General features: G+C 33.9%; 11 protein-coding genes, 3 tRNA genes and 1 pseudogene. All 15 read left to right on the forward strand.

Translation table 11 applies throughout. The features are described 5' to 3' along the window. The first annotated feature begins 185 nt into the window (after positions 1-185). The 15 genes and pseudogenes from VEHSUH06_RS07870 (at position 186) to VEHSUH06_RS07940 (ending at position 12,911) form a co-directional block, all read left to right on the forward strand. Positions 186-262: transfer RNA gene (locus tag VEHSUH06_RS07870), tRNA-Pro, on the forward strand. A gap of 10 nt (positions 263-272) precedes the next feature. Beyond that, positions 273-346, forward strand: a tRNA-Gly gene (locus tag VEHSUH06_RS07875). 97 nt (positions 347-443) lie between these two features. Beyond that, a tRNA-Arg gene (locus VEHSUH06_RS07880) sits at positions 444-520 on the forward strand. Positions 521-673: 153 nt separating this feature from the next. After that, positions 674-1,789 carry a DNA (cytosine-5-)-methyltransferase gene (gene dcm, locus VEHSUH06_RS07885; RefSeq protein WP_105098435.1) on the forward strand — a complete coding sequence of 372 codons (1,116 nt, stop codon included), beginning with the start codon at positions 674-676 and terminating at the stop codon, positions 1,787-1,789. Then, a complete protein-coding gene (locus tag VEHSUH06_RS07890) occupies positions 1,770-2,831 on the forward strand; it encodes an HpaII family restriction endonuclease (protein WP_105098436.1) in 1,062 nt (353 codons plus the stop codon). Before dcm ends, VEHSUH06_RS07890 begins: the two co-directional genes overlap by 20 nt. Before the next feature lie 442 nt (positions 2,832-3,273). Next, positions 3,274-4,008, forward strand: coding sequence for a hypothetical protein (locus VEHSUH06_RS07900; RefSeq protein WP_105098437.1), 735 nt, complete (start codon positions 3,274-3,276; stop codon positions 4,006-4,008). Positions 4,009-4,540: 532 nt separating this feature from the next. Continuing rightward, entirely contained in the window at positions 4,541-4,723 is a 183-nt protein-coding gene (locus VEHSUH06_RS07905; protein ID WP_105098438.1) for a hypothetical protein, read from the forward strand. Continuing rightward, positions 4,714-5,217, forward strand: a complete 504-nt coding sequence (locus VEHSUH06_RS07910; RefSeq protein WP_105098439.1) for a hypothetical protein — start codon at positions 4,714-4,716, stop codon at positions 5,215-5,217. Before VEHSUH06_RS07905 ends, VEHSUH06_RS07910 begins: the two co-directional genes overlap by 10 nt. 199 nt (positions 5,218-5,416) lie before the next feature. Continuing rightward, positions 5,417-5,877: pseudogene (tnpA, locus tag VEHSUH06_RS07915) on the forward strand (IS200/IS605 family transposase). A gap of 293 nt (positions 5,878-6,170) precedes the next feature. After that, positions 6,171-7,736, forward strand: coding sequence for an IS1182 family transposase (locus VEHSUH06_RS07920; protein ID WP_233187913.1), 1,566 nt, complete (start codon positions 6,171-6,173; stop codon positions 7,734-7,736). Positions 7,737-8,077: 341 nt separating this feature from the next. Next, positions 8,078-8,824: a hypothetical protein gene (locus VEHSUH06_RS07925; RefSeq protein WP_146251411.1), complete on the forward strand. Its 747-nt coding sequence runs from the start codon at positions 8,078-8,080 to the stop codon at positions 8,822-8,824. Positions 8,825-8,864: 40 nt separating this feature from the next. Beyond that, the gene (locus VEHSUH06_RS07930; RefSeq protein WP_105098442.1) at positions 8,865-9,212 is read left to right on the forward strand and encodes a hypothetical protein; all 348 of its coding nucleotides are present in this window, start codon (positions 8,865-8,867) and stop codon (positions 9,210-9,212) included. 325 nt (positions 9,213-9,537) lie between these two features. Further along, positions 9,538-9,819 (forward strand): type I restriction-modification system subunit M N-terminal domain-containing protein, encoded by a 282-nt coding sequence (locus VEHSUH06_RS07935; protein ID WP_105098443.1) that lies wholly within the window; start codon positions 9,538-9,540, stop codon positions 9,817-9,819. A 14-nt stretch (positions 9,820-9,833) separates the two neighbouring features. After that, positions 9,834-10,370, forward strand: coding sequence for a type I restriction endonuclease (locus VEHSUH06_RS10795; RefSeq protein ID WP_199179772.1), 537 nt, complete (start codon positions 9,834-9,836; stop codon positions 10,368-10,370). 72 nt (positions 10,371-10,442) lie between these two features. Beyond that, positions 10,443-12,911 (forward strand): DEAD/DEAH box helicase family protein, encoded by a 2,469-nt coding sequence (locus tag VEHSUH06_RS07940; RefSeq protein ID WP_199179774.1) that lies wholly within the window; start codon positions 10,443-10,445, stop codon positions 12,909-12,911. Positions 12,912-13,038 lie beyond the last annotated feature (127 nt).

Below are 13,038 nucleotides of genomic sequence, written 5' to 3' on the forward strand. Positions count from 1 at the left end.
GTTTTGCATATAGATGAATAAAATTTAAAAAATTAATGAAGTTGTAAAAAAGTACTTGTCACTATTTTGTATCAATGATATAATTATTTTCGTTGCAGAGCGATACTCGAAAGAGTAGAAAACTCAGCAAGAGTAGTGGTTGACATCAACTACCGGGTTTGCTATAATAGCAAAGTAATTAATGACGGGGCATAGCGCAGTTTGGTAGCGCACCTGGCTTGGGACCAGGGGGTCGCAGGTTCGAATCCTGCTGCTCCGACCATTTTTTATTTGCGGGTGTAGCTCAATGGTAGAGCCCCAGCCTTCCAAGCTGGTCGCGAGGGTTCGATTCCCTTCACCCGCTCCATTTTTTTTTGCCTTTTTTAGGGTAAAACGTCATATTGACGATATATACTACATAATTTATACTATAATAGATAATTACATATATAGGTAATCCACATGGTTCAGTAGCTCAGTTGGATAGAGCAACGGCCTTCTAAGCCGTGGGTCGGGGGTTCGAATCCCTCCTGGATCACCAAAGAAATAAAAATGACTTCTCTAAACTGAGAGGTCATTTTTGTTTTTTGTTTTGCTAGAATAAGATGATTTATTGTAATAAAATATATGTAAGAATTAGTTATATTTTCTGCAGAAAGAATACTATAAATTACATAAGGATTAGATTTATTTTATGAAAAAGATATTTAAAACAATAGATTTATTTGCTGGTATTGGTGGTATTAGGAGGGGGTATGAATTAACAGGGAGGTTTAAAAATATTTTATCAGCTGAAATTGATAAATATGCTTGTGTAGCTTACCAATCATTGTATGGCGAAAATCCATATAATGATGTGACTAGTGATGATTTTAAGAAAATAGTGTCAAGTACTTCCTATGATGTTTTATTAGGAGGATTTCCTTGTCAAGCTTTTTCTATAGCTGGATTAAAAAGTGGTTTTGAAGATGAAACTCGAGGAACATTATTCTTTGATATTGCTAAGATTCTTAGTATATCAAAACCCAAAGCTTTCATGCTGGAAAATGTAGAAGGTTTATTAAAACATGATAAAGGTCGTACATTTAACGTAATTATGAAAACATTGGATGAGTTGGGATATCATGTTGTGGGGGTCGATATCAATGAGACTTTATTAGGGAAAGAGTATAGAACATCTCCTGAAAAAATAGTGAGGACACCTTATAATTTTGGAATTCCTCAGAAACGTGCTCGTGTATTTATTATGGGGTTTTATAAAGCTGATTTGCCAGTTGGGTATAAATTTCCAGATTTACCAGAATCTAGAAGTTTAAATTTGTATAAAGATCTGAATGATTTAATTGAAAAAGATGTTGAAGCTAAATATTATTTATCAGCACAGGCATTAAATACATTAAATAAACATAAGGAAAGACATGCTGCCAATAAAGCTGGATTTGGTTATATTATAGTAAATGATCTAGAGAATCCAATTGCAAATACAATAATGGCAACAGGTGGTTCTGGTAAAGAACGTAATCTAATAAGGCAATATAAGAAAGAGTATGATGGTCTTGAAGGGGTACCAGGGAAAAAAGGAAAATTAAATAGTGAAGGTATACGATACATGACCCCAAACGAGTGGGGAAAATTACAGGGTTTTGTTAACTATGCCTTTATGAATGATGGAAGGGATGAGTTTCAATTACCCGAAACAATTAGTAATACTCAACGATATAAATTGTTTGGAAATTCTGTTTGTATTCCTGTTATAGAGAGTATGGCAGAATATATGGCTATGAGGTTAGATGAAATTTATGGGACTTAATAAGGGTGAGTGGTCTGAATTATATGCAATACTTTATCTATTGGAGAATAGAAATTTGAAAATTGTTGATTCAGATTTAAATATTATTGATGAATGTATTTATATAGTTGATGAAATTATATCTGAACGTAAGGATGGCGAAGTTATTTTTTTGATTGATGATAGTTTTGTCACACCTATAATATTGGGTGATGAATGTACGCGTATTTCTATTGATCAAATTTGTGAATTACGGAGATATCTATATCATGAGATTGTAAATGCGGAAATGGGGCCTGGTGCTTTTAATATTAACTTTGTTCAAAACTGGTTGGAAGAGCATCAATTAGATACAAAGTTTAAGGCTAAATCGGATGTGAAGAGTGATATAGCTCTTAAAAATATAGATATACAAACTGGTCAAAGGGTTAAATTATCTTATAGTGTGAAATCTCAATTAGGGTCTCCAGCTACTATTTTAAATGCTAGTAGTCATACAGATTTTTGCTATAAAATCTTGAATTTTCCCAAAGATAGAATTAATGAAATTAATTCTATTAATTCCTCTACAAAATTAGTAGATAGAATTCAGCGTATTATAGAGTTAGGTGGTGAGATTCAATTTAATAATGTAAAAAGTTCTATTTTTGATAATAATTTGCGTTTAATTGATAGTGACCTGCCCCATATACTCGGACAAGTATTGTTATCTTCATATATTACTGGAATAAAAAATTTATATATGCTATTTGAATCAGTTTATGGAAATACAGTTTTTGCTCGTAAAAAATTAAGTGATTTTTTATTTGCTATTAGTTTTGGGATGTTTCCTGGTAGTCCATGGAATGGATATAATACTGTTGATGGTGGAATTATAGTTGTCGCAAGTGATTCAGAAGTATATGTTTTAGATTTGATTTATTTTAAGAATCAAGTGGAACAGTATTTGTTTAATCAAACCAAATTAGATAGTCCTAGTTCTCGCAGATATAATATGTTGAATTTATATGAAGAGAACGATGAAGTTTACTTTACATTGAATTTACAAATTAGATATAAGTAAATTTACTATTATTGATTATGTAAAAAATAGTGCTCCTGATTTGATTTAAGATGAAGAAGTTTATCTTGGCTCTATAGATATTTCTTGATTGTTGGAATGGAATCAGTCGGATGTGCAAAATTTTATAAGAAACCGATCCCTTTGTACTGTTCTTAGAGATGAAATACGTAAAAAGTATAAACATAAGCGCTCTTGAAGAAAAAATAAAATCTATCATCTTAATAAAAGGGGCTGTAACAGAATGCGGTTTTACCGCATTCTAGTTGCAGCCCCTTTAAAATATAAGAAACACCAAGAAAACACAGGTTGTGATATGTCCCCCCTTTACTGGTTGTCCAGTAAAGGGGGAACATATCATAGCCGGAGCTTTTCTTTTTGTCTTCATTGTGTTATCATGAAGAAAATATGAATTTGTGTTTTGGTTTAAAAAGGAGTTTGTTTTATGGGTGCTTTTATTGGATTTATTATTTTTGTTGCTATAATATATTATATCTTTAAGTTTTTTGAGCATAGTGAGCGAGAAAAAACAGATAATCCCAATAATGATATAGAAACAACTTCGACTTCTAGCAAAAAAAATATAACTAAAAATACTTCGACTTCTAGTAAAAAAAATTCTGGCGAGGCTGTTAACGCTAATGTAAATTCTAATATTGACTCTAATGTTGACTCAAAAGAATTATTTGATGAGTATATGCAAATATTAAGAGATACTTATTCAGAGCAAGCAAAACAGAGCGATGGCGAAGAATCTATGCGTTTAGGCGAGAATTCTTTAAGTTTTCATAGGGAATGTCCTAATGGCAAAATTGGTCTTTTTGTATTTGCCGTGTCTCCTAGAAACGGACTTGACAAAAAGTTTTTAAATTTGTTTGAAGAAGAATATGCACTTGTTGCTTTAGTATTCATTGGGTTAGATAAGTCATCTGGTCCATACTATAGTGGACTTGTTACTTATTGTAATTTACAGAATAGACGATTTAACTATCAAATACTTTATGAGGATGACGACACTCCTGTTTTAATGATTCAAGGTGTAGTTGGTGGCTCTGATAAATTTGAAGATATTAATAATAGTAAAGACGCTTACCAATTTATATGTGACCTAATAGCAGCTTTGGATATTGAAGTGAGGTTTATGGAAAAAGCTAAAAAAGCTATGGCAAAAGGAGTATAATTTATTTTCCCCTTCAGTGTCCCCTCGACGAGTACACATCCTATTAATATAAATATATGCTATATTAATAAGGCGTAGTCCCCTCATCTCCACCAATATTCAAGCTAAAGCTAGAAGAAGCGTAAATACTGAACAAATGCAGTAGCTACCTAATCTTCTAGCTTTTTTAGTGTTCGTATATGTTCGCTAAATATCGTATATGTTTCACTAAAATTTCCCGATGGTTTCCCCACGATTTCCCCATGAGACACTTTTTTAAAAATGACCTAAAAGCAGTTAAATAAAGGATACTTAATAAAAAAAGACTGGCAATAATGCCGGCCTAATTATGCCATAATATCGATCGAATCGAGGTTTCGAGAGAAGATCGCCGAGCACTTGATCGTAGAATCTCAATAGTAGAAGAATCTGCTAAATTGAGTCACTCTCGTATCGATACATTAAGCGATAAACTCGAAGCCCTTCGAGACAGAATTAAATAGTTTAAATAAAGGAGCTCTCTTAGGGGCTCCTTTTATAATACGAGGTTTACATGATTAATAACGATAAACTTCAAGCTATCGTCCAAATTCTGACTGTCGGCGGGCTCGTTATAGCGTTAATTATGTCGATATTGTACGACAGAATAGAACTTTCTACGAATATAGCTTCCGGTCTAGTCGGCTTCATTGGTGGAGCCGCTATTTTAAGAAAAGGAGAAGACAAATGGCATTAGGCGATTTAAGTGCATCTTACGAATCTAACGGTAATCCTGGATGTGTATCCTCTGGGGTTGGTGATTTAGGCGGTATTAGTTACGGTGCGTATCAGTTGGCAAGCGCAGCCGGTAGTGTCGATGCATTCATTGAATGGGGCATCAATCAAGGTGGATTTTATGCTGACTATGTATATAGCTTAAATCAATACGATAATAATAGCGATGCTTTCATCGATCAATGGAAAAGTCTAGCTAACAACGATTGTAACGGCTTCCTACAAATGCAACATGACTATATTAAATCCGAGTACTACGATAAGGCATGTCGATATTTAGCGAACGAAGGTTTTCATACCGATAACCATTCTAATGCTTTAAAAGACGTGATCTGGTCCAGAGTTGTACAATATGGCCCGGGCAATGTAGTCGATTTATTTAACGAGGATTTAGCATGTGTACCTGTTTATACTTCAGAATGGAACTTCCTGGACACATATTATTTACTAGCCTAAACACATGGATGCTTCCCTGTATTTTACAGGGGGCATCCATTTTGTTTTATTGTCTTTAGACTGGTTCGCGACGTAGTCGCGAATCATTAAACTACCCGCTATGCGGGTGCGGCAACGAAAGTTATACAAAAAAATCACCTTGCTTAAGTATAATGTAGGTATTCAAGCCGCATTATATGCAAAAGAAAGGTGATTTTATATGGCAACAAAGACACAGAGCCTTGCGCACACAAAATGGTTATGCAAATACCACATAGTATTTACACTTAAGTATAGACGTAAAGTTATATATAATCAATACAGAAATAGTTTACGTGAAATACTGAGACGTTTGTGCGAATATAAGGGCGTCAAGATTATAGAGGGGGAGCTTATGGTAAATCATGTGCATATGCTAGTATTAATCTCACCTAAAATATCAGTTTCATCTTTTATGGGATATCTAAAGGGTAAAAGTGCACTAATGATGTTTGATAAACACGTAAACTTAAAGTAAAAATTTGGAAATAGACACTTTTTGCCCGAGGGATATGATGTAAGCACGGTAGGTTTAAATGAAGTTACCGTAAAAAATATATACGTGAGCAAGCGTTACATGACCAAATGAAAGATAAACTTAGTGTAAAAGAATATGAGGACCCTTTTAAGGGTAGCAAGTAATACATATCCCTTTTAAGGGGAGCGTTACGAGTCAATGGCTATGTGGCTTGAACGTAGTAAAAGCCAGCGCCTTTAGAGGCTGGCCTAGTACTACGGGCTTATAGCCCGTGAGCAGGGGCTGTAACAAAACAGCCCCTTAACACTAGAAAAGCTGTTAGTTGATTTTATATGATCAACTAACAGCTTTTTTTCTATATTTCTAAGAAAAAAAGGCCCCGAAGGGCCCTCTTCATTGGTATAATTAAGTTATGAAGAAAAACCATACCAATGAATCTAATTATACCAAACTAGTAATGCCTCGCCAACTAGTTTTACCATTGGATTATGGCATTTTGATAAAAGAAACAGCGCCTGTGCGGTTACTTGATGCTGTATTGGAGGAATTAGACTATAAAGAAGAGTTACAGCATTTGTATTCTCCTAAAGGGAGAAAATCTAAAGTTCCACCGCATATTCTGTTCAAAATTTTTGTCTATGCTATGTCCAACGGCGTGTATTCTACACGTATGATACAACAACAATGCGAAGAAAATATTAATTATATGTGGCTTCTTCAAGGCTATTCAAACCCAAGTCATATGACATTCCAACGATTTTTTGCCCGTTGTACACTAGATATCTTAATGAATCTGTTTTCACAGTTGATGGAAGCTATTAACAGACATGATACCTTAACATTTAATGAAGTCTTTATTGATGGAACTAAACTAGAGGCTAATGCCAACAAGTACACATTTGTCTGGCGAAAAGCAGTGCAAAAAAGACTAGATACATTACCATCTAAATTAGCTATATTAAAGCAAGATATCTGGAATGAATTGGGGCTAGATACCCATTGTATGAATGATGAATGTATATATACCTTCCTCGCTAAAGAAATTGAAGTACAACATATGGAACTCGTACAAGGAAAAGGTAAGCATAAAATACCATTACAACGATTGTACGAGCGAGCAGAAGCTTTATATGACAAGCGAAAAGAATACGAACAGCAGTTGTATATTATGGGTGAACGCAATAGTTATTCTAAAACAGATCATGATGCTACCTTTATGCGTATGAAGGAAGACCATATGCGTAATGGACAGCTTAAACCTGCCTACAATGTACAATTAGCTGTTCATTCTGAATATATTATGGGAGTTGGTGTATTCCCTAAGCTAAACGATACTAATACATTAATTCCATTTGCACAGCAATTAGAAGAGATTCATCGCCGCCGATTCACATATGTGGTAGCTGATGCTGGTTATGATAGCCATGAGAATTTAACTTGGTTAAAGAACAACCATTACCTATCTTGTATAAAGCCTCAATATTACGAAAAAGCGAAAACTAGAACTTGGACCAAGGATATTAGCAAAGCTCGTAATATGGAGTATATACCTGAAGAAGATGCATTTACATGTGCAAAAGGACGTAAATTAAAATATGCCTTCACGCGTAAGGAGGAAAACAAAACAGGATTTGTATCTGAGCGAAAGGTATATATTTGTGAGTCTTGTAACCGATGTGGATACAAAAAGGAATGCCAACGGTATGTGAAACCAACGACAGAAAATCCAGTAAAAAGAATTGAGATTACACCTGCGTATGATGCCGTACTGGCAGAGAACCAAGATAGATTACTCAGTGATACAGGCATTCAATTACGAATGAACCGTTCCATTCAAGTAGAAGGTGCATTTGGTGTGTTAAAACAAAATCTTGGATTTAGACGATTTTTACACCGTGGCAGTGGAAACGTGCATAAGATGTTATATCTATTGTCCATGGGATTCAATCTAGCAAAATTACATAACAGAATACAAGCAGGTCGAGTTAATACAACATTATTTACTACAAAACAAACTTCTTAAACCAAGAAATTTTTAAATAGGCCTAAAGGCCTATTTAAGTGTGCCTAAAAACAAGAAACACCAAGAAAACATACGATTTTACAAATCTAATTTTCTTGGTGTTTCTTATATTTTAAAGGGACTGCAACTAGAATTCGATGAAACCGCATTCTGTTATAGCCCCTTTTGGTTAATAAAGATATGTGTTTGATATTGTTGATAATAAGTCTATTTAATTACTAATGGGGATTTAATTGGCGCATAAACTAGTCAATTGATAGTTTACAACAAAATCATAGTTTTATGATATAATGATGAAGAAATATGGAGAATATATTTAAGAGAGATATTTTCTATAAAGGATGGGTTTTATGTATTGTTACCAAGCGTTAGAGTTGAAACGTAATGAGGATTTTTATGGGGCTGTCCAATTATATCAAAAAGAATTGAAGCTTTTTTATTCTAATCATCAGAAATATGGTGAAGCTCCAGAATATGCTAGCCATGATGTATATAATGATTGGTTTCCAGCGATTTCACAGAAGTACGATGAGTGGAGTATTGGTAATGTATATTATGCATTAGGAAAGGCTTTTTATTTGCTTGGTGAATATGATAAGGCAGTCGCTTCTTATTTGCTGAATATTAACTCCTATATTAAAGATGATTATGATTTTGAAAATGCTGCCTGGGAAAATTGGAGGTCTGATCGTGCTTTTAGAGAGAATTTTGATTTAACGTGCCCTCCACCAAGGAGTTTTAGAACGGTTTCTGATATTTATTATTATCCTAGTCGGCGTGATGAGAGTCGAGATATTGTACGTCATCTAGGGCATGCTTTAAAAGATAAATTTGAAGGTGATATTTTTTCAGCTATTATATATAAGAATGCCTTAAGTGGTGATCGTGAAGCGATAGAGGTCCTAATAGATCATCAGGAAACACAAGAAGAGTACAAAGAAATTGGTAGTGAGGCTTGGGTCCAACATATGGCTTATTTGTGCGGTATTGATGATGGCAGAATGATTGATGCTAATACATCTATCGAAATCAACATATCACGATTATTAGCTTCATCTTTAGTGTTTAGGCATCTAATTCTAGATTAGCTTATTTAGAAGTTGTTATATTTATAGATAGGGGAAAATCGTGGGACTATTATTAGTTGTTTTATTATTATTGGCAATTTTATTTGTTATTTATATTTTAATGAACTCTAAGCATCATAAAAATGCAGAGAATACGAATAGTACTATAGATGCGGATAGTGTTGATAATAATAGTGATACAGTTACAAATCAATCTCAATTTGATTATAAGGAAGCTGCTAGAGAATTTTATAGTGCTTTTATGGAACAGTTTAATTCTATCGATGGAGTGGCTGATGCGAATTATGATTTAAATAAATTTATTCAACCACTTACTGAAGAAATCGATAAAAATAATGGATTTGAGCTATATAGTCAATTCATGAATCGTATATGTAGACACCGCTGATATTATTAGTTTACGAGAATTGATAATTAAATAATATTTTTAATCTTGACTATAGATTTGTCTAACATTTATCAAGTGTAAGTGTAGTAAATCATTATATTTAAGGAATTTAGCATGTTTATTAGGTAGTAGCAGGAGTAGTCTGCTACTACCTTTTTGGGTATAGGCTATAAAGAGGGAGACCTATAAAATCATCCTTATAAAAAGGGGAATAGGTAATAATATAGAGGGGGAGCTTTATATCGGCTTAGTTGAAATATAATGGTAAAATATAAACAAAAGAAATTATATAGTCGAGTAAACAAAAGTAGGAGTGGGTATACACGTGATTACATCGGATGAAATAAAAAAACGCTTATGGGACGGAGCCAATGAATTACGTGGCTCTATGAATGCTAGCCAATATATGGATTATATGTTGGGGCTTATGTTTTATAAGTTTTTGCGTGATAAGACTTTAGATCAAGTCCGTGCTACAGAAATGCTGCATGACTTAACAGAAGCAGAGCTTCTAGAGCATTATGAAAAGCTTTACAACGAGTATCAGCGTAAGCTTGATAAACTTAAAAATCTTAAACAAGCTTATCTAAATGAGATGTTTGTTTAAAAGGAGAGTGTGTTATGGGGAACAAGAAAAAAGATTATTTAGAGAAAGCTTTCCAGGAAAAGGTTGTTCAAGAGTTACCACGATATAAATGGGAAGCTCCTGAGGAATTAAATGGTAATACTCATCTTGTTACGGTGCAAGATTTGATTAATAATTGGCGACAAGAGTTAAATCGATTAAATGCAGACCAATTAGAAAATGTACCTTTAACAGATAATGAATTTGCTCAAGTAATGCAACAGGTTAATCAAATAGCAAACTCTTATGAAGCAGCTAAGATTTTAGCTATGGAAGATTCTAAGGGAAAGATTGATGGAATATATCGTGATCCTCATCCAGATGTGACGCGTAAACAAGTAACACTTACTATTTTTAAAAAGGCTGAAGTCGCTGGTGGAGACTCTTCTTATAAGATTGCAAGGGAAGTTACATCTCCTAAAAATGGTAGTAAAGGTGAAAATAGATTTGACCTTATTTTATTAATTAATGGCTTACCATTAATTAATATCGAGCAAAAACGTAGTGATAAAAGTTTAGATTATGCTTTTTGACAGTTTAAACGATACTATGAGGATGGTGAATATCAATATAATTTTCTAGCGTTTTCTCAAATGATGGTATGTATGTCAGAAATAGAAACACGTTATTTTGCCACACCAAAATCATTAAAAGATTTTAATCCAAGCTTTGTATTCCATTGGGCGGATAAAAATAATGTATCTATCAATGACTGGAAGAAAATCATACAAAACTTCTTAATGATTCCTATGGCCCATCAAATGGTAGGTGACTATTTGGTAATTGATGAGTCCGTAAATCCTGAAAATAGAAGACATATGTTGATGCGCCCATATCAAGTATATGCGTTACAAGCGGTAGAATTGGCGACTTTAGGTGCTGATAATAAAGATAGAATTAAGCATGGTGGCTTTGTTTGGCATACAACTGGTTCTGGGAAGACAATTACCAGCTCTAAGACAGCCTTATTTTTATCAACTCGAATAGGCTTTGATAAGGTTATATTTATGGTGGATCGCCGTGAACTTGATAGTCATACGGCGGAGTCTTTTAAGGCTTATGCTGCATATGAACCTGTTGAAGTGGATGGTACAGCCTATACATATGCCTTGGGGAAAAGTCTTAAGAATGATCAAAGAGGTATAGTTGTAACAACTACCTATAAGATGGCTAATCTTGTTAAAGAATTAGTAGATAGTAAAGATACATCTCTTAAAGATAAAAAGTATGTATTTATTATTGATGAAGCACATGGAACTACGATGGGTGATATGATGCATTTAATTAAGGACTACTTTAAAGATAATGCTTTTTTTTATGGCTTTACAGGTACACCGTTGTTTGAAGAGAATCAAATTAATGGGCGTATAAATGAGCAGTCTGAGCTAATAAATACTACTGAGAAGCTATTTGGCCCATTATTGCACCAATATACTATCAATGAGGCAATTAATGATGGTAATGTATTAGGATTCAATATAGATTATGTAAATACTGGTGAATTTACTAGTTATCCGACATTGAAAATTCAAGTAATGGATGCCTATGAACAAGAGAATCCAAAAGAAACTAAAGATGATATTAAGAAGAAGTTTAGTAATTTAAGTGAGCTTCAGATTGAATTAGCAGCTAAGAAGTTAGACGTATTAAACTATAATAATCCGGAACACATTAAGCGTGTAGTAACAAGGATTTTAGATGACTGGGACCATACCTCTAAAAATCGATTCTTTAATGCTATATTAACAGCAGGATTGAAGAAACGTGTTGTTGACTATTATCACGAATTTAAAAAACAAATCGCAGAGCGTGAGATTAACTTCAATGTTGCTATGACGTTTAGTATGGGTGATGAGAATGATCCATCTGGCAATGACAGAGCTGCATATGCTGAAATGTTTGAGGATTATGAAGCATTTACAGAAGTACATTTTGACGTAAATGATCCAAAATATGGAGTTAATGCTTATTTTGCAGATTTGATAACTCGAGCTGCACAAGATGGTTCTGCTCGGAATTCTCATAATATTGATTTAGTCATTGTTGCAGACCAAATGCTTACTGGATATGACTCTAAATATCTTAATGCATTATATGTCGATAGAAGTCTTGAGTTACAAGGTCTTATTCAGGCTTACTCTCGTACTAATCGTATATATGGGAAAGATAAAGAGTTCGGTTCTATTATTAATTTCCAATATCCTAGAATTACAGAGGATAACGTTCATAGAGCATTAGCATTATATAGTAGTGGCGGTGAAAACTCTAAAGCGATTGTTGATGAATATGATGTAGCTGTAGCTAAATTTGCAAGTGCTGTTTCTGAGCTGAAGTCGGTATTTCCAAATCCAGCAGATTGGAAAATATATAAAAATGATGAGGATTATAAAGCTATCATAGGGAAGGCCTATCGTGCTGCGGCAGCTCAACTTAATAGAGTCAAACAGTATTATGTTTTCGAATGGGATGATGATGCCTTTGGTATTACTCTAGCCGAGTGGCAGAGATATGCTGGTGCATACAGGAATTTATTCCCGGCTGAAGAAACTGATGGCGGTTCTATTAATCCAATGCAAGGTGATATTAAACTTGAGGGCACTGAATTAATAACCGCAGCCACAGTTATGAAGTTAATTGGAAATAGAGTACATACAGAAGGTAGTGTACAATGTGTTGACGATGAAACACTTCGTTTACTTCATGAACAAATTGCCCAACTAGAAGCGTTAGGTGAAGCTAAAGCTGCGAATTTATTGCTCCAATTTGTAGATGAAACTTTAGTCCCTGGTCTTATTCCTGCAAATAAGGATATTGAAGAAGCTTTTTCTGAGTGGAAAGAAAGTATACTTGTAAAGAAAATCCAACAATATGCAGAGCCTCGTGGATTAGATATAAATATACTTCTTAGTGTATTTAAGCGCTATAATCCTAATGATGAGGTGATTCCTGATTATAATGATCTACTAGCATCTATTAAAGTACCTGAAGGACGTAGCCTTTTAGAAATAAAAATGGAAATAGTAGGTAGTTTACGTGAGCAGTTGGAAGAATGGAAACGAGAATCTTTTAACTAGAAACTTATTAGTTTTAGTATCATATCAATAAAGAACACCACCTAAATCAACAGTAAAGTTATTTAGGTGGTGTTTTGATAAGGACAAATACTGATGCGATGGTATAGAAAAAATAACTAAATTACGC

The organism is Veillonella sp. S13053-19, assembly GCF_002959835.1.
Taxonomy (GTDB): Bacteria; Bacillota; Negativicutes; order Veillonellales; family Veillonellaceae; genus Veillonella; species Veillonella rogosae.